This window comes from Brevibacterium sp. 239c (genome assembly GCF_900169365.1).
In the GTDB taxonomy this organism is placed as follows: Bacteria; Actinomycetota; Actinomycetes; order Actinomycetales; family Brevibacteriaceae; genus Brevibacterium.
On the sequence record NZ_FXZH01000006.1, the window covers coordinates 176,387 to 194,398 of the forward strand.

16 protein-coding genes and 1 pseudogene are annotated in these 18,012 nt (G+C 62.7%); 4 read left to right on the top strand and 13 right to left on the bottom strand.

Features of this window, described 5'->3' with window-relative positions; all coding sequences use genetic code 11:
• Positions 1-10 precede the first annotated feature (10 nt).
• On the top strand, positions 11-970 hold the full coding sequence (locus BSP239C_RS07910) for a hypothetical protein (protein WP_101571614.1): 960 nt from the start codon (positions 11-13) through the stop codon (positions 968-970).
• A gap of 9 nt (positions 971-979) precedes the next feature.
• On the opposite strand, the gene BSP239C_RS07915 is transcribed toward BSP239C_RS07910, so the two are convergent.
• From BSP239C_RS07915 to BSP239C_RS07930, 4 genes are all read right to left on the bottom strand, one after another.
• Entirely contained in the window at positions 980-2,998 is a 2,019-nt protein-coding gene (locus BSP239C_RS07915; protein WP_101571616.1) for an NHL domain-containing thioredoxin family protein, read from the bottom strand.
• 162 nt (positions 2,999-3,160) lie between these two features.
• Complete coding sequence (locus tag BSP239C_RS07920) at positions 3,161-3,946, bottom strand: heme ABC transporter ATP-binding protein (protein WP_096159537.1); 786 nt, start codon at positions 3,944-3,946, stop codon at positions 3,161-3,163.
• A gap of 20 nt (positions 3,947-3,966) precedes the next feature.
• The gene (locus tag BSP239C_RS07925) at positions 3,967-5,115 is read right to left on the bottom strand and encodes an iron ABC transporter permease (RefSeq protein WP_257930125.1); all 1,149 of its coding nucleotides are present in this window, start codon (positions 5,113-5,115) and stop codon (positions 3,967-3,969) included.
• Entirely contained in the window at positions 5,112-6,143 is a 1,032-nt protein-coding gene (locus BSP239C_RS07930) for a hemin ABC transporter substrate-binding protein (RefSeq protein WP_101571618.1), read from the bottom strand. The genes BSP239C_RS07925 and BSP239C_RS07930 overlap by 4 nt, the downstream gene beginning before the upstream one ends.
• A 332-nt stretch (positions 6,144-6,475) precedes the next feature.
• Here BSP239C_RS07930 and BSP239C_RS07935 point away from each other — a divergent pair, with 332 nt between their 5' ends.
• Positions 6,476-7,759 (top strand): alpha/beta hydrolase-fold protein, encoded by a 1,284-nt coding sequence (locus BSP239C_RS07935; protein ID WP_101571620.1) that lies wholly within the window; start codon positions 6,476-6,478, stop codon positions 7,757-7,759.
• Here the strand turns inward: BSP239C_RS07935 and BSP239C_RS07940 are convergent.
• Together BSP239C_RS07940 and mmsB are read right to left on the bottom strand one after the other, a co-directional pair.
• On the bottom strand, positions 7,756-8,490 hold the full coding sequence (locus tag BSP239C_RS07940) for a YggS family pyridoxal phosphate-dependent enzyme (RefSeq protein WP_101571622.1): 735 nt from the start codon (positions 8,488-8,490) through the stop codon (positions 7,756-7,758). The genes BSP239C_RS07935 and BSP239C_RS07940 overlap by 4 nt on opposite strands.
• Before the next feature lie 113 nt (positions 8,491-8,603).
• Positions 8,604-9,560 (bottom strand): 3-hydroxyisobutyrate dehydrogenase, encoded by a 957-nt coding sequence (gene mmsB, locus BSP239C_RS07945; protein WP_374701023.1) that lies wholly within the window; start codon positions 9,558-9,560, stop codon positions 8,604-8,606.
• Between the two features lie 90 nt (positions 9,561-9,650).
• On the opposite strand from mmsB, the gene BSP239C_RS07950 reads away from it, so the two are divergent.
• Complete coding sequence (locus BSP239C_RS07950; protein WP_096159519.1) at positions 9,651-10,526, top strand: LysR family transcriptional regulator; 876 nt, start codon at positions 9,651-9,653, stop codon at positions 10,524-10,526.
• A 29-nt stretch (positions 10,527-10,555) separates the two neighbouring features.
• On the opposite strand, the gene BSP239C_RS07955 is transcribed toward BSP239C_RS07950, so the two are convergent.
• From BSP239C_RS07955 to rpmB, 7 genes and pseudogenes are all read right to left on the bottom strand, one after another.
• On the bottom strand, positions 10,556-11,302 hold the full coding sequence (locus BSP239C_RS07955) for a 3-hydroxybutyrate dehydrogenase (RefSeq protein WP_101571624.1): 747 nt from the start codon (positions 11,300-11,302) through the stop codon (positions 10,556-10,558).
• Between the two features lie 150 nt (positions 11,303-11,452).
• Positions 11,453-12,805: pseudogene (locus BSP239C_RS07960) on the bottom strand (MFS transporter).
• Between the two features lie 256 nt (positions 12,806-13,061).
• Positions 13,062-15,140 carry a cytochrome c oxidase assembly protein gene (locus BSP239C_RS07965; RefSeq protein ID WP_101571626.1) on the bottom strand — a complete coding sequence of 693 codons (2,079 nt, stop codon included), beginning with the start codon at positions 15,138-15,140 and terminating at the stop codon, positions 13,062-13,064.
• Between the two features lie 157 nt (positions 15,141-15,297).
• Positions 15,298-15,585 (bottom strand): HU family DNA-binding protein, encoded by a 288-nt coding sequence (locus BSP239C_RS07970; protein ID WP_009882243.1) that lies wholly within the window; start codon positions 15,583-15,585, stop codon positions 15,298-15,300.
• Positions 15,586-15,654: 69 nt separating this feature from the next.
• Complete coding sequence (rpsN, locus tag BSP239C_RS07975) at positions 15,655-15,960, bottom strand: 30S ribosomal protein S14 (protein ID WP_009882241.1); 306 nt, start codon at positions 15,958-15,960, stop codon at positions 15,655-15,657.
• 6 nt (positions 15,961-15,966) lie between these two features.
• Positions 15,967-16,134, bottom strand: a complete 168-nt coding sequence (gene rpmG, locus BSP239C_RS07980) for a 50S ribosomal protein L33 (protein ID WP_101571628.1) — start codon at positions 16,132-16,134, stop codon at positions 15,967-15,969.
• Positions 16,134-16,370: a 50S ribosomal protein L28 gene (gene rpmB, locus BSP239C_RS07985; RefSeq protein WP_101571629.1), complete on the bottom strand. Its 237-nt coding sequence runs from the start codon at positions 16,368-16,370 to the stop codon at positions 16,134-16,136. Before rpmB ends, rpmG begins: the two co-directional genes overlap by 1 nt.
• A gap of 611 nt (positions 16,371-16,981) precedes the next feature.
• Between rpmB and BSP239C_RS07990 the strand changes: the two genes are divergently transcribed.
• A complete protein-coding gene (locus BSP239C_RS07990; RefSeq protein WP_101571631.1) occupies positions 16,982-17,956 on the top strand; it encodes a protein kinase in 975 nt (324 codons plus the stop codon).
• Positions 17,957-18,012 lie beyond the last annotated feature (56 nt).

Consider the following 18,012-nt stretch of genomic DNA (forward strand, 5'->3'; position numbering starts at 1 on the left):
AGGAGAAGCAATGCGAACTTCGCGCAAACTTCTGATTTCGGCGCTTCTGGTCATCGTCCTCACTGTGGCCGCGGTTCCCCTCCTCAACCTCACCGTCTACACACCTGCCCGCGCCGCTGAAGCCTATATTTCGGCAATCGAGCATGCCGATGCCGAGCGCGCGTTCTCTTACCTCTCCTCCCCCACCCCGTCATCGACTCTGGCACTCAATCATGATGTGCTCTCTGCCGCTCCCGACCTGCCGCGCGATGCCGAGGCGAAGACGGTCTCGATAGACGACGACCATGCGAAGGTCTCACTGAGCTATGTGCTGTCCTCGCAGACGCAGACCGTGGACCTGTCCATGGTGAAATTGCCGGCGGCTGCCGGGCTCTTCGACAGGTGGGTCATCGAGCAGAAGAAGTGGCCGACCCTTGATCTGCAGGTCGAAGGCTCGTCGACTGCCACTGTCAACGGGTACGGAGTCGCCGCCGGAACGGTCCCCGTGCTGTTCCCAGCGACCTACCTCGTCGGCTTCGATGCGACCTATCTCAAGTCGAAGCCCGAACGCGCCGAGGTGATCGCACCGACCGACACCGCCCAGATCGCGCTGTCGCCCGAGCCCACTGCGAAGCTGGAGCAGGCTGTCGACAAACAGGTCAGCGAGCATCTGCACAAGTGTGTGAAGGCGAAGACTCTGTACCCCTCGGACTGTGTGTTCGGCTACGACACGGACAACGAGATCCTCGGTGATGTGAAGTGGTCGCTGGTACGTGAACCCCGGGTCAGCCTGGCCGCCTCGGGCAATGACCTCGAGCTCACTCCCTCAACGGTGGAGGTGCGCATCCAGGGGCGCTACCGCGACATCGTCACAGCGGCCGAGCATGACTTCGACGAAACCCTCTCCTTCGTCATGGGAGGCTCTGTCATCGTCAAGTCCTCACAGGTCCGCTTCGATCCGCGCCGCCTCGGCGACGTCACCGTGAAGTAGCGGCGAGTCTCAGGCTCCGCGGAGGTCGAGGGTGAGTTCAGCGGGGGCGGAGGCGACGAGGTCGACTGGAATGCCCCAGTCCTGCTGGTAGAGATGGCATGCCGCGTGCAATGGAATCTCTCCGCCTGGTTCGCCGTCGCAGGCGGCAGCGCGTGCGGTCACGTGCAGGACCCCTGATGCAAGTTCAGGGTTGATGACGATGTCGCGCTTGAGACCTTCAGCTCCTCCGTCGCCGGAGACGATGAGCTCTGGAGGTGTCGACGAAACCTGCAGATACGTAGGATCACCCCACCGGTCATCAAGCTTCTGACCTGCTGGAACAGTGAAGCTCACGGTCACGGACACTGGGCCCGACGCGATCTCGGTCGAAGGGCGATTGCTGGTGAGCGCACCCTCGTCGACGCGCTGAGCATCCTTGGGCAGCTTCACTCTCGTCAGGGCGTGTGAGGCGGACTCGACGATGAGGAGTTCGGCTTCAGCGGCTTCGGTGCCGTCGGTCGATTCGGCGGCTGAGGCGGCTGAGGCGGCTGAGGCGGCTTCGAGGACGAAGATGTCGGAAGGTTCGCGCAGGCCACGGGCCAGGGTCGAGACCTCGTTCGTGGTGAAGTCGTAGCGGCGGATCGCCCCGTTGTAGGTGTCGGCGATCGCAATCGAACCATCAGGCAGTCTCCGCACCCCAAGGGGATGCTGCAGCCTGGCTTCGGCTGCGGGTCCGTCGCGGAATCCGAAGTCGAAGAGTCCCTCGCCGATGAGCGTGGACACGGATCCGGTGTTCGGGTCGAGGCGGCGGATCGCAGACGTCTCAGAGTCGGCGATGAACACATCACCGTCGGAGCTGAGGTCAAGGCCCGATGTCTGCGCGAACCACGCGTTCTCAGAGTCGCCGTCGGCCAGGCCTTCGTTCATGGTGCCCGAGAGCAGGCGGATCGACCCGGCTTCGGGGTCGAACGACCAGATAGTGTGGTTGCCTGCCATCGCCACAACCACCTCGGCGGTGGAAGGGACGAAGAGGACATCCCACGGCGAGGAGAGCTTCACGTCGAGAGCGGGACCGTCGTAGCGGCCGAGTTCACCGTAGGTGCCGACCACGTTGTCGATCGCGCCGACCATATGCTGCGCACCGGTGCCGGCGATCGTCGTCACGGTTTCGGTCTCGAGGTTGATGCCGCGCAGCGTGTGATTGACGGTGTCGGCGACGACGAGGTGATAGCCGGCCTTCGCCGCCACATCATCGGGGAGGACGGTGATGCCGCCGGGTTCGCTGAAACTCGCCGAGGTGAGATCGCCGTCGTCCGCTCCGCGTTCACCGGTGCCGATGCGGCGGATGATTGTCTGTCCGCTGGAATCGTATTCGACGAGGCTGTGGTGTCCCGAATCGGCGACGAGCAGGTTGCCTGAGGGCAGTGCGGTGACTTTCCCGGGGTAGAACAACTCGGTCTCCGGCGCAGGTGGCGGCACGTATGGTCCGTCGCCGGAGTGCAGTGTGCCCTTCGCCGAGTGCTCTTCGATGAGCCCCTCGATGATCTCACCGAGCCCTGCGCCGTGGCCTTCACCCGACAGGGTCGCAACCAGGTAGCCCTCGGGGTCGATGACGGCCAATGTGGGCCAGGCCCGGGCGGTGTAGGCCTGCCAGGTAACGAGGTCCGGGTCGTCGAGGACGAGGTGTTCGACCTGGTAGCGCTCGACGGCCTGATCGACGGCCTCGACTGTGCGCTCGAACTCGAACTTCGGGGAGTGGACGCCGACGATGACGAGTTCCTGTGCGTACTTCTCCTCGAGCGGGCGCAGCTCGTCCAGCACGTGCAGACAGTTGATGCAGCAGAAGGTCCAGAAATCGAGCAGGATCACCTTGCCGCGCAAGTCGGCCAGGCTCAGCTCCTTGCCTCCGGAATTCATCCATCGGCGGCCGATGAGTTCAGGTGCGCGCACCTTGACGACGTGGGGCACGGCGGACTTCGACACGGTGGACGATGATGCAGCGGAGGGATCTCCCGCCGAGGCTGCGGTTTCCTGCGGACTGTTAGTCATGCCTCCATCTTCACAGATTCACCGCCGAGGCGGGAGTCCGGGTGTCATCATGTGACCTTCCGTCGCGGCCCGGGATGGCGCGCCTCCGCGCTTTGTGGGTTCCGCGGGGCTCCGCACGTTTCAAACCGGAGCTTCGCACACCTCGGGTCTGGGCTTCGCACGTCACACGGGGATGAGGATCGGGGTGTCGATTCCTTCGGCTTTCAGCCTGCGCACGCGCTGGCCGTAGACTTCCTCGACGAGTTCCTCGCTCAACGCCTCTTCCGGTACTCCATCGGCGACGAGTTCTCCATTGCCGAAGACGAGCACTCGGTCCGCATATCTCAGAGCGAGATTGAGGTCGTGGAGGACCACGATGATGGCCGCTCCCTCATCTCGCAGATTCCTGACCGATCGCAGCAGGGTCTCCTGGTGTTTGAGATCGAGGGCCGCGGTGGGTTCGTCGAGGAAGATGACGGGCGTCGTCTGCACTCTCGTCCGGGCATAGGAGACACGAGCGGCCTCGCCACCGGACAGCGTCGTGATATCCCGGGTTTCGAAACCGGCGAGATCAGAGTCCTCGATCGCCTCGGCGACCAGCTCCTCGTCGCGCACAGGGTCGACGCCCCAGGGCAGACGCCCCATATGCACGGCTTCTCTCACACTGAACGAGAAGTTCGAACTGTTGTGCTGGAGCATGACCGATCGCTTCCTCGCCAGGGGTCCTGGCTTCCACGAACGAACGTCGATGCCCGAGATCTCCACCCTGCCCTGCGTCGGCGCGACATCTCCGGCCAGCAGGGACAGCATCGTTGATTTTCCAGCACCGTTGGGCCCGACGAGAGCCACGACTTCCCCGGCCCGCAGGCTGAACGAGATTCCGGAGACGAGCTCACGACCGTCGACGGCAAAGGTCACATCCTCTGTTCGGATGACAACCTCGGCGGTGGGGTCCTCTGCTTCCTTCATCACTTCTCTCATCATATTCGTCACCATGAGCTTTTCCGCATTCGCACGACCAGGAACAGGAAGAAGGGCGCACCGACGGCCGCGGTGAAGAGTCCGATGGGCACCTCGGCCGGCGGGGCCACAACGCGGGAAGCGCAGTCGGCGGCGACGATGAGGATCGATCCGACGATCGCCGAGATCGGGAGCAGTCCTCGGTGGCCGGGGCCGACGATGATGCGCACGATGTGCGGAACGACGAGCCCGACGAAGCCGATAGCACCGGCGAAGGCGACCGCCGCACCCGTGAGCAGTGCGGTCGCGACGATGATGACGAGGCGGCTCCGTTTGACGTTGAGACCCAGGTGCTGGGCTTCGCGTTCCCCAAGTGTGAGCACGTCGAGAGCGCGTGTGCTGATGAGCAGAATGGCCAACCCGATGACGAAGATCGGCACGGTCGCCGCTATCTGCGCCCAGGTGACCTTGCTCAGCGAGCCCATCTGCCAGAACGTCAGCGTCTGCAGCTGCGCATCATCGGCGATGAACGTGAAGAAGCCGGTCAGCGCCTGGCATCCGGACCCCACGGCGATACCGACGAGCAGCATGCGCGAGGTTCCGGTGTTGCGACCGGGCCGAGCGAGGACGTAGATCAGGCCGGTGACCGCGAGACCGGCGAGGAAGGCGCCGAGAGGCAGCAGCCAGGTGATGGAGCTGCCGGCGAGCACGATGACGCCGACCGCGCCCGCCGAGGCTCCGCCGCTGACCCCGATGATGCCGGGGTCGGCGAGCGGGTTGTTGAATAGGCTCTGCAGAGCGGCACCGGAGATCGCCAGCGCCGCACCGACCAAGACGCCCATGAGCACGCGGGGGACGCGCAGCTGCCACACGACCGAGACGTCGCGCTGGCTGAGGTCCCCACCGTCGACGAGTCCCAGCTGGGCGAACACGATCCGGGCGACGTCGCCGAGCGGTATGCGCAGCGGACCGACCGACGCCGAGATGGTCATGAGCAGAGCCAGAACGGCCAGGCCGATGACCACACAGGTCAGAAGCGGCAGCCGTCGCACATCATGACGCCTCTCCGACTTCTTGTCTGCGCGCCTCTCGGCTTTCTGGTCTGTGCGCTGACCGGGTTCAGCAGTGCCACGATGATCCTTCGTGACACTGCTGTGCTCGGAGACTGACCGAGTCACGGAAGCTTCGCGACGGCCTTGGCGAGAGCCTGGGCTCCGACGCCGATTTCGGGGCTGGAATACTTCAGCTGGGCATCGGGCATGACGAAGATCGCGGAGTTCTCTCCGGCAGGGGTCTGCTGGAGCGTCGGGAATGCCTCCCAGAGACCCTCCTCACCGCCCCACTTCTCGTAGTCGGATTCGGCCATGACGATGACGTCGAGCGCAGAGGAGACGATTCCCTCGTTGCTGAATTCGCGGGAGTATCCGCGCAGCTTCGACTCCGACCCGACGCTCGTGTAGCCGAGGGTCTCGATCATCTCATTGCCCGGCGTTCCGGTGCCCGCCACTGCGTTCTGCCCTCCTGCACCATTGGCCGTGACCTCGATGACGGACAGATCCTGCTTATCGGATTCCCTGGCCATCGTGGCGGCATCGGCAAGCTGGTCGTCAACGAGTTCGGCCAGTTCCTCACCGGCGTCTTCGGCTCCCACATAGGAAGCAACGGCCTTGAGCTTGTCTCCCTGCGACTGCTGATCATCCATGACGACAGCTTCGGTGCCGGCGTCACGGAACTGCTCGGCGACCGAGCCATGACGCTTGGTGTTGTCGCCGATGAAGAGGGTACCGTTCATCGCGAGCAGTCCCTCGACTCCCGTTTCCTTCGTGAATTCGAAGTGCTCCGGCGCCCCAAGCCCCTCCGGGGACGTCGAGTTCTCGGGTGCGGCGGCGATGTTGTCCTTGAGGCCGAGCGCTCCGAGAGTGGAGGCGACCCCGTCCCCGGCGACGATGATCTTGTCGATGTCCTTGACCTCGACCTCGGTGTCCGTGCCGTCCTTGACCTTCGCCGGCAGCTTCGGCTCCGCCTCGATCGAGGAGAAGTCGCTTGTTCCCCCGACCTTTTCCCAGCCTTCCGGAAGGGGGACAGAGAGGTCTGAGCCCGAATCCGCCTCGTCGGAGGTGTCATTCGTGGCTCCGGAGCTGGCCCCTCCACAGCCGGCGAGTGCGAGGGCACAAGCGGCACCGATGATCGTCAAGCTCTTTTTCATTGCTTTCCTTGGTACAGCCGCGATCTCTTCCGAGATCCCGGGCGACGTTGTCGTGGTTCCGTTCAGGGTGAAGCCATTCAGGGTGCTCGTGGGTCTGCCAGCCATCGCGATGGAGCGGTGCAGAGAACTCGACCGGCGACTGAGTCCACCCAGCACGTCAAGAATCCGATGAGCTTCTATGTCGGTAAGCCTAACCTAATCCCTTAGACTAGCAATGCTGTCAGCAGTCCTGTCCAGCGCGGAACCTCGAGGTCCGCAATGCGATACTCACCCGGCTGCTCGGACGATACCGTCCACACCTGCCCAGAAGGACCATCTGCAAGGATTCATTCGTGCGCTTCACAGACATTCAGGCCGCCTATTTTGGGGCCGACACCGGGATCGCCAGCGCTTCTGCCGACAGCGAGGAGCGATTCTGGAATGACGTCGCCACGCTCGGCACCCCCATAGTCAACCCGTGTGAGACCGACGAAGATATGCGGGATATCACATTCCTCTACCGCGTCACCGACCCCGAGATCCGCAGTGTGAGACTCGTGGCCAATCGGGTAACCGACAAACACCGTCAGGCACTGGGCATCATGAGCCGCGTGCCCGGCATGGGAATCTGGGGCGTGACCCTGACCTTGCCCGCCGATCTCCGCTGTTCCTACGGTTTCAGCCCCTCGACCTCGGACATGCCAGAGCCGATGGGCACGGGGCGGAATGTCGGGCCGTCGGTATTCGTCGATGGATTCAACGCCGATGCGCCCCTGCGCAGGCCGAACGTGTCCGAGCCCACCGTCGGGACCTCCGTGTTCTCCGGGCCCCTGGCACCCGATCACAGCATGTGGTCCTCCGCCGAGGCGGCCCCCGGATTCGTAACTACTTCCGTTCGCGAGATCGGTGGGATCACCTGCCCGGTGCACGTCTATACGCCCGACACGAAGCGGCCGGAGGGTCTGCTCGTCCTCTTCGACGGCGACGACTGGTTCGAAGGGCTCGATGTGGCCCGCGCCTGCGAAGCGGCCGGTCTGCCGCCGATCGTGATCATCGGCATCGGCGCCCGAAGCCGCGCGCTGCGGGTCGGCGCTCTTGGAGGCAACCGGGAGTTCCTCAAGCAGGTGACAGATGAGCTGCTGCCACAGATCGAGGACGATCTGGGGCAGCAGGGCTATGCGCTGCCCGACCGCTCGCAGCGGATCGTTGGAGGTCAGAGCCTGGGCGGGCTGTCGGCCCTGCTCATGGCACTCGACTCCCCCACAGCTGTCGGTGCAGTCCTCGCACATTCATCGTCGCTCTGGTGGCATCCGGGAGGCGAGGCAAGCCCGGCCGATCTCGACCGACTCAACACCGACACCTGGCTGACGTGCCAGTTCTCAGAGGCGAAGCGCCCCGAGGTGGAGTTCCACCTCGCCGTAGGCAGCCGAGAGGACCTCATGATCGATCACACGCGCCGACTCGCTGAGGTGCTCAGCAATAAGGGGTGCGAGACGTCGCTGTCTGTCTATCAGGGCGGTCACGACTTTGCCTGTTGGCGCGGGGCGCTCATCGACGGCTTGCGAGCCCACTTCCGCCAGAAGGCGCAGAGTCCCAGCGGTAGTGACGGCCGTGCCTTGAAGCCGCGTCAGGATTAGTCGCGGGTTCCGAAGACGCTCGAACCGACGCGGACCATGGTGGCGCCTTCGGCGATGGCGAGTTCGAAGTCGCTGCTCATCCCCATGGAGAGTTCGCTCGCTTCGGCGGGCATGACGCCCGAGGTGAGGAGCTTCTCGCTGAGTTCACGGAGTTCGGTGTAGCTGGGACGGATCTCTTCGGGCGTCCGCCCGGGAAGACCGATCGTCATGAGTCCGCGCAATCTCATCCGGGTGAACCCACGAAGTTCGGAGATGAGTGCCTCAGCATCCTCGGGCGCGATCCCGGACTTCGAGTCCTCACGCGAGGTGTTGACCTGCACGAAGCAGTCAATGGTCTGATCGAGGACGTCCAGTCGATTGCTGATCTTCGTCGCAAGCTCAAGAGTGTCGACGGATTGGATGCAGTGCGCATGGCGCAGTGTGTGATTGACCTTGTTCTTCTGCAGGGGGCCGATGAGATGCGCCTGATGGTCCAGATCCGCAATGTCATCGGCCTTGCTCACCAGCTCCTGCACCTTGTTCTCCCCGATGAGCGTGAAGCCGTGCTCGATGGCGACGCGGATCCTCTCTGCCGGTTGAGTCTTGGTCGCGAGCAGCACGCGCACGTCATCACGTGCTCGTCCGCTCGCCTCGGCGGCGGTCGCTGTGCGTTCGGCAACCTCGTCAAGGTTGTCTCTGATAGACGCGATCGCGTCCTCGGTCAGTGATGCAGGTGTGTCTGAAGAACTCATGCTTCCAGTCTTCCACGTCCCTGCGCAGCCTGCAGGCCCGGGTGGACTGCCGACCGTGGGAGCGGTCGACTGAGAACCCGGAGTCTGCGAGCCATGAGGTCGCGTTGCAGCATCTACTCGGGCAGGCCCGGGGCCTTCGGATCGATGTTCCTGATCAGCGCCGAGGTGTCGAGGCCGTCGAAGCCCTCGTCCATGAGCTTCTGCAGCTGAGCGTGGACGAGCTGCGCGGCCGGCAGGTCGAGGCCCTGCGTTTCGGCGCCGGCGAGGGCGAGTCCAACATCCTTGTGCATGAGTGCAGTGGCGAAGCCGGGCTGGAACGAGTTGTTCGAGGCTGCGGTCTCGGTCACGCCGGGCACGGGGTACCAGGTGCGCAGCGGCCAGGAGTCTCCGGAGGAGACTGTTGCGATGTCGTAGAAGACCTTCGGGTCAAGCCCGAAACGTTCGGCGAGCACTGCACCTTCGACAACGCCCTGCAGACTGATCGAGAGCATCATGTTGTTGACGATCTTGGCGGCCTGACCAGCGGCCTCTCCACCGGCGTGGAACATGTTGCCGGCCATCGGCTCGATGAAGGACTTCGCCTCGGCGACATCCTCATCGGTTCCGCCGAGCATGAAGGTCAGAGTCCCAGCTTCGGCGCCGGTGACGCCGCCGGAGACCGGACCATCGACGAAGCGGAAGCCGGCCTTGGCTGCCTCGGAGTGCAGGGCGCGGGCGGAGTCGAAGTCGATGGTCGAGGAATCCACGAGGAGGGTCTTCCTGTCAGCATTGGCCAGCACGCCGTTGGGCTCCAGGTATGCGGTGCGGGCGTGCTCACCCTTCGGCAGCATTGTGAAGACGATGTCGGCGCCGGCGACCGCCTCGGCGATCGAGCCCACGGCAGTGACACCGTGTTCAGCTGCCGCGGCGACGGCCTCTGGCACGAGATCGAAACCATTCACAGTGTGACCGGCCTTCACCAGATTCGCGGTCATCGGACGACCCATGTTTCCCAGGCCGACCCATCCAATTGTCGACATAATATGCCTCCTCGCATCATGTTCTTCAGGTGGTGCAGTGTTTCCCCTCACATTACGCCAGTCGCTGAGGCAACACGGTTCGCGCAGAATCACATATTCCGCACCGGATATGTGCGCGCACGCAGATAGGATGGAACCACTATGGCTTCATATGCACCAGGCGGGTCCGGTTCGCAGATCTCTCCCGAAGATCTGCTGACACTGCTTGCCGTGGCTCGGCTGGGAAAGTTCACCGCCGCCGCGCACAGCCTCGGCCTCAACCACACGACGGTGTCCCGACGTATCGCAGCGCTGGAGAAAGCCTACGGCGAGCGGATGCTCGTGGCCTCACCGGACGGTTGGGAGCTCAGCACTGCCGGACGACTCCTGCTGCCGGTGGCCGAGGACATCGAGTCTGCTCTGGGGCGCATCGACGCCCACTCCAGCTCTGCCCTATCCGGGACGATTCGCCTGGCCTGTCCGCAGGCCTTCGCCCTGGAATTCGCGGTGCCGGCCCTAGCCCAGCTGCAACGGAGCCATCCCAGTCTGCAGTTCGAACTCATCACGGCAACGCAGCGGGCCCGGCAGTACCGGTCGGGCGTCGATATCGAGGTCGTCGTCGGCCGGCCAGACGCTCCACGCAGCGTCGCGAAGCACATCCGCGACTATCGGCTCCAGCTCTACGCCTCCCGCGAATACTTGCAAACCCATTCGCTGCCGATGACGCTTGACGATCTTGCCGAGCATCGTCTTGTCTACTACATCGAGAACTCGCTCCAGGTCGATGACCTCGACGAGGCGGGCAACGCACTGCCGCGCGGCAAGGGATTCTTCCGCTCCACCTCGGTGCATGCGCACGTGCTTGCCACATCAGACGGAGTTGGGATCGGGATCCTGCCCGACTTCCTCGCTGTGGGCAACAGTCGCCTCGTGCAGGTGCTGCCTGAGGAGTTCTCGAAGCCTGTCTCCTACTGGGCTTCGGTCCGCCACGAATCCCTGCGCAATGCAGGGGTCCGCAGCGTCCTCGAAGTTCTCTGAGACAGACTCGCACGTCGAGACTTAGGGTCTCAGGCCGCGGACCAACCACCGTCGATGCTGTGGGCACTGCCGTTGATGACGGCGGCCGCGTCACTGGCCAGGAACAGCGCCAACTGCGCAATATCCTCCGGTTCGGCAAGCTTCGGCACCGCAGAGTGGCCGAGGAAGACCTGCTCGAGCACTTCGTCTTCGCTGATGCCGTTCGTCTTCGCCTGGTCCGTGATCTGCCCCTTGACCAGGGGTGTGAGCACGTAGCCCGGGTTGATGGCGTTGCAGGTGACGCCCTGGGGGCCGGCTTCCAGCGCGGTCGTCTTCGTCAGTCCCATGAGCCCGTGCTTAGCGGCCACATAGGCTGATTTGTTCGCCGAGGCGCGCAGGCCGTGGATCGAGGAGAGGTTGATGACCCGCCCCCATCCCCTTTTGCACATCGCCGGCAGCACGGCCTTGGTGAGCACGAAGGGGGCTTCGAGCATGAGAGTGTTGATGAGCCGCCATTCCTCAAGCGGGAATTCCGTGATCGGGTGGATCCTCTGTATGCCGGCGTTGTTGATGAGGATGTCGACGTCGAGATCGACCCCATCCAGCGCCGAGGTATCCGCGAGATTCACCGTCCACGCCTGCCCTCCGATGTCGTCGGCCACGGCTTCCGCAGACTCCGCGTGGACGTCTGCGACGATAACGTGCGCTCCGGCTGCGGCGAAAGCTTCGCTCATAGCCTTGCCGAGGCCGGAGGCGCCCCCTGTGACGAGGGCGCGTTTGCTGCTGAGATCGACCATTGCTGTCCCTTCAAACGTGTTGTGCTTCCACTGTATTGTGCGCTGTCATGGTTTCGGGCGGTGCCGATATTCATCGGAACCGCCCGATACCGTGTGGTGGTGAGCTGATCAGCCTTATCTGATCAGCTCAGCGCGATCAGCATGAAGTGATCAGCGCTGCGCGGCGTCTCGACGGTCCTTGTCCACCTGATCCAGTGAACGCAGATCGATGCCCTTCGTCTCCTTCGTGTACAGAAGCGCGATCATCGAGATCACAGCGGCTGCGAGGAGATAGAACGCGATCGGCACCGAGGACTCGAACTTCTGCAGCAGCGCAGTGGCGATGATCGGCGCAAACGATCCGGCCACGATAGCCGTGACCTGGTAGCCGGTCGAGACGCCCGAATTGCGCATGCGGGTCGGGAACATCTCCGACATGATGGCCGGCTGACCGGCATACATCAGTGCGTGGAAGATGAGGCCGATGAGCAGTGCGAGGAAGATGACGAAGGCGTTGCCGGTGTCGTACATCGGGAACGCGAAGAAGCCCCAGGTGGCCGTCAACGCGATGCCGATGCCGTAGGGGAGCTTACGACCGACTCTGTCCGTTGCCGCTCCGACCAGTGGCACGATGACTGCGTGGATTGCGTGGGCGGCGAGCAGTACGCCGAGGATCTCTGCCTGTTCGACACCGACGGCGATGGCCAGATAGGTGATCGAGAAGGTCACGACCAGGTAGTAGTGGATGTTCTCCACAAATCGCAGTCCCATCGCGGAGAAAACCTCGCGGGGGTAGCGCTTGAAGACGGCCTTGATGCCGTAGTCCACTCCCTCCTCGATCTCTTCGGACTGAACCTCATCGAAGATCGGAGCGTCGGAGACCCTGGTGCGGATGTAGTAACCGATGAGTACGATGACGGCCGAGAGCCAGAAGGCGACGCGCCAGCCCCAGGAGATGAAGTGCTCTTCGGTAAGTGTTGCCGTAAGGACGAGGAGCACACCGGTCGCAAGCAGATTGCCCAGCGGCACACCCGACTGCGGGAAGGATGCCCAGAACCCGCGTTCCCTGTTCGGGGAGTGCTCGGCCACGAGAAGGACGGCGCCGCCCCACTCGCCGCCGACGGCGAACCCCTGGATCAGGCGCAGAATGACCAGCAGAACCGGAGCGAAATAGCCGATCGAGTCGAAGGTCGGCAGGCAGCCCATGAGGAATGTGGCCGCACCGACGAGGATGATCGAGAGCTGCAGCAGCTTCTTGCGTCCGTACTTGTCGCCGAAGTGGCCGAAGATGATGCCGCCGAATGGCCGCGCGATGAACCCGACAGCATAGGTAGCGAAGCCCGCGAGGATCGCGTTCAGCGGGTCGTCCGAGGGCGGGAACAGGATATGGAAGACCAGCGTGGCCGCGGTTCCGTAGAGGAAGAACTCCTACCACTCGACGATAGTTCCAGCCATCGAGGCGGCGACGACCTTGCGCAGCTGGGTGCGAATCGTCTTTCTCTCGGCATTGTTCGAAGAACTCATGACTCTCCTTGATTTCCACGATCCGCATCAGCGTTGAATGCGCGAATCGACTTGCTGTGGCGTCTCAGCCCGTGCGGAGGTGTGCCTGTAAGCCCCAGCTATGCGGCTTCAGGTCCACGTCATCGGCGCGGATTGTGTCACGCCGTAGATAAATATGATCCAAGCAACAGTGTGCGCCATGTGAAGAATGAATGGGTGCAGGAACGGCTCGAATTCGGGAATTATCTGTGCACATTCCCGCACACGAGGTGTGCAGTCATCTGCCTCGTGGGCTGGAGTTCGCGTCGCGCTGTGCCATATTGGCGAGCATGTCGTTGTAGGCGCGAAGTTCTGCGTCGTCGGTGCGGGCTTCGCGGCGGTCGCTTCGCTTGGCTTCGCGATCCGAGGACTTCGACCATTGGAAGGCCACCATGATCGCGATGAACAGGGTGGGGAGCTCACCGATGCCCCAGGCGATTCCACCACCCAACTGTTGATCTTCGATTGCCGAGTAGCCCCAGTCAGCGCCGATGTTTCCGAACCAATCACCCTCGATGAGAACTTCTGAGCTCATGATCGAGATGCCGAAGAACGCGTGGAAGGCCATCGTGATGAGCAGCATGAGCAGGCGCAGCGGATACGCCGGTCGCTTCACTCCGGGATCGATGCCGATGAGCGCCTGCGCGAACAGATAGCCCGCGCCGAGGAAGTGGATGATCATCAGCTCATGGCCGAGGTGCCATTCGAGCGCGTATTTCATGATGCCCGAGTAATAGAAGATCACAAGCGAACCAGCGAAGTTCACGCTTGCGAAGATCGGGTTCGCGAAGAACCTCATGTACGGAGTATGGACGAGCCACAGCACCCATTCGCGGATGCCGCGCGAACCGTCCGTGCGCGCCTTCGTCCCCCGCATGAGCATCGTGATGGGCGCACCGAGGACCATCGGCAGGGGCACCACCATGATGAGAAGCATGTGCTGGATCATGTGTCCGGAGAACTGGATCTCGCCATAGACCCGGGCACCGCCGGAGGTGACGTAGACGAGGAAGATCATGCCCAGCAGCCAGCAGATCAGGCGATGGATCGGCCAGGAATCACCTCGGCGCCGGAGGTTGATGAACCCGACGATATAGGCCACAGACAGGCCGACGGCAACGACGACCCACAGCGGATCCAGGGACCATTCGGTGAAGTAGCGGGCGAAGCTCGGCGAGGGCGGAAGTGGGTCGCCGGTCAGGATCTCTGCGGGGGTCGGGTCGCCGACAGGTTCCTGGGAAACCGGGGGTTGAGACCGTGACAGAGCGACCGCGAGGCCCATGGTGGCGCCGAAGATGATGAATTCCACGATGATGAGGCGCCAGAATTCCCTAGTCGCCGAGGCGGCGTCCCCCAGTCGTCGGATGACGAACTGGCGATGCCAGAACCCGACGAGACCGAGCAGAATAGTCGCGAAAGCCTTCGCCACGATCACCTGCCCGTAAGGGGTCATGAGGTCAGCGAAGCTGTGAACGCGCAGCAGGGAGTTCACAACACCGGAATAGGCGACGATGGCGAAGGCGATGAGCGCGAACGACGAATAGCGTTCGATCGTGGTGCGCAGCTGGTGCGAGCGGGCGAGGTCCGAGCCCAGAAGAGCGATGGTGAAGAGGCCGCCCAACCAGATGATGATGCCCACTAGGTGGAGACCGATGCTGTTCACGGCCTGGGTGTGTCCGGAGGCTTCGGCGGAGTGTCCCATCAGCGCCAGCGGGATCACCACGCCGACGCCGAGGACGCCTGCCAAAGCGATGCCCAGGTAGCTGCGGGTGCCGAAGCACAGGGTCGAGGTGACGGCGATGAGGACGACGATGAGTGTCCAGAGTTGACCGAAGGCGATCTGGGTCAGAAACACGCCGAGCTGATTGGAGAAGTCGAGGTAGGCCTGCGCACCGACCGTGTCGGCAAAGGTGAGGACGAGGACGGCCACGGCGGAGATGGTCCAGGCGACCGAGGCCACCTCGGCGATCTTCAGGGTCTTTTCCCACAGCACATTGAGCGGGGTCTCGTCGGGGACCCCAGAATTGGCGGCTGCGGCAGTCGCCTTCCGGCTCCTGCCGCGCCCCCGGGTGCGGGGCAGGATGAGGAGGGCGAACATCAGTGCGCCCAAGGTCAGTGCCATTGAAATGTTGAAGACGAACTTCGCGGCGGGCAGACCGTACCGAACGTAGGGACCTGGGTCATTGAGGAGCGTCGCAGAAGCCGCTCCGGTGAATAGCATCGCGGCCAGACCCACGGCGAGTCCGCCGATGACGACGAGGGGAACGGCGGCGCGAGACGTGAATCGGGTGACCGATTCGAATACCTGAGTGCTCACTGGTGGCAGACCGCCGCTTCATTCATGGTTCAAGGATATCGCCGGAGTCTGAAGCCGAGCTAACTGCGGGGCCCGGACGTGGTCGAAGTCTCGGCGAGGAGACAAGAAATGACCCGAACCAGACGGTCCGGGTCATTTCACGCTGATGCGCGAAGGCTCAGTTAGGGCTGCCAGCGGCAGCTTTCAGCTTCGAACCAGCGGACAGCTTCACGGAGTAGCCGGCCTTGATCTGGATCTCTTCACCGGTCTGCGGGTTGCGTCCCTTGCGAGCGGCACGCTCGGTGCGCTCAACAGACAGCCATCCTGGGATGGTGAGCTTTTCGCCCTTGCCGACGACGTCGGAGAAGACATCGAAGACACCATCAAGAACGTCCGAAACCTGCTTCTGGGTCAATCCGGAATTCTCTGCAACTTCTGCTACGAGCTCACTGCGGTTCTTAGCCATAAAAGCGTCCTCCTTAGGACAAGTCGGTCGGTTACCGGTCCGTTTTTCCGATAACGAACTTCCTCGAGATTACCAGCTTGACTTCGTGATGCCGGGCAACTCGCCGTTGTGTGCCATTTCGCGGAAACGAACACGGGAGAGGCCGAACTTGCGGAGGTAGCCGCGTGGACGGCCATCAACCTGGTCACGGTTGCGCACACGCACTGGTGAGGCATCGCGAGGAAGCTTCTGCAGTCCGAGGCGTGCTTCTTCACGCTGCTCGTCGGTGCTGTCTGGGTGTGTCAGCTGACGCTTGAGCGTCGCACGACGCTCCGCGTAGCGCTCAACAATGACTCGACGCTGCTTGTCGCGTGCGATCTTTGACTTCTTAGCCATGTGCGCTCAGCGCTCCTCTCGGAAATCGACGTGCTTACGAACAATTGGATCGTACTTCTTGAGAACCATGCGATCCGGGTTGTTGCGGCGGTTCTTGCGGGTCACGTAAGTGAACCCCGAACCTGCTGTCGACTTGAGCTTGATGATGGGACGAATGTCCTGTGCTTTAGCCATCAGAGCTTCACTCCCTTGGCAATGAGTTCGCCGACGACCGCGTCAATTCCGCGCGCGTCGATGACCTTGATGCCCTTGGCGGACAAGGTCAGGGTGACGCTGCGGCGCAGAGACGGAACGAAGTAGCGCTTTTTCTGAATATTCGGGTTGAAACGACGCTTAGTGGTTCGTTTCGAGTGGGACACGTTATGTCCGAAACCAGGGACGGCCCCGGTTACTTGGCAGGTTGCTGCCATGACTCTCCTCCAGTTCACAAGTTACCGACTCTCGAAGCAAGCAGGTCTGCGTGGGATCCACGCTGGCTTGCGCCGATGTCGGAAGACATCAACAAATTTTCACGAATGCTGCTCAGTCGGACAAATGCCCGACCACCTACCAGACAGTCGCCCGGTATGCGGCGTTCGCAATGAAAATTGTGTACGCCAAAACAGGTTTGCCCGTTTGGGCGAGATGTCTCACCAGCGCTGAAGCCGTAGCCTGTGAGAGATTGGCCGAAGCTGGAGTGCAGCGGTGGGTGAGCACCATGTTGGCCTCAGCAGATCAATCGGTGATCGAACTCCTACGACACAACAGATAACAATCTTAGTGAGAGACAGGCCTTCAGAGCAAATTCACTGAATGTCGGTCGCGACACCCCATGGGTAGGGTCGCGCCGGAGCGGCCGAGAACGCGTTGCCTCCGTATTTGCGGGCGAACACTGTTTCGCGCCTCGCACTCATCGCGCACCCAGGTACGCTCTCATGATCCAGCAGGCAATGCGTCCTGCTCTGGCTCGTGTTGAACACGTGCCGATGTCGTGCCAAGGTAAGAAGATGATTGCCACCACATCTGGCACTCAGGAGGACCGATGAGCGACGTTCCACCGAGGCCGCGAATCCGTCCAGCGACCAGCGATGACTGGCAGAAGGACCAAACGGATCGTGCCAGTCTGACCCTGTCGCCGGGCCAGGAGTCCACCAAGAGTGCTGCTGATTTCGACACCTCGACCTATTACGAATACCTCGAGAAGCACACTGGCGACGTACCCGTATCCAAAAATCGGACTCGCAACGTCTTCGCCCCCGTCAGCGCCTCCCCGTTCCAGGGACAGGCTCAGGCCCCCCAGGGAACGCAACCAACAGAACGCCTAGGCCACACCGCGACTCGCGGGCAGACACAAGGCCACGGACCGAGGGAAAGTCGACCCGGGCACGCAGCGCACGGGCCTGGCGGCCCGGCATCCGGACAGATCCCGCTCCAGCCGACACCCGCCCCGAAGAAGGGCAACGGAGTCAAGATCACGATTGTCATCATCGCCATCATGATGATTCTCGGCCTGCTGGCCTTCTTCGGAATCCGCTCGCTGGCCCCGTCATCGGGAACCGTGCCCGTCGACTTCGGCGGCGACGAGTCTGAATCCGCCTCCCCATCCCCTTCCGAGTCACTGGTGCAGCCGACGGCGAGCCCACAGCAGGAACTGTCCACCTACACGAAGGAAGGCACGGCGAAGGCCGATGATATCGAAGGCCAATGGGTGACGCAGGTCAGCGCGAAAGATATCGGACTCGAGGCCGACGGCAAGACATGGTCAGCACAGGACATCCTCGACGAGTTCGAGACCAACCGCGTCAAATACCCGGGTGCGATCCTCATCCACAGCGGGGACTGGGGTTCCTACAAGGACGACAACTACTGGGTCACCATCATCAATACCCCTTACAGCGATGCCGAGCCTGCGCTGGACCAGTGCCGCTCCTGGGGGCTTGATCGAGATCATTGCATCGCCAAGCGCCTCGTCAAGGACGGCAGCCCGGCCGACAACAGCGCCTACCTCGACAAATAGGTTCCGAGCTGTTCGCGGCGGTGTTCCCTCGCCGCAACATCAATAACGCGCCGAGA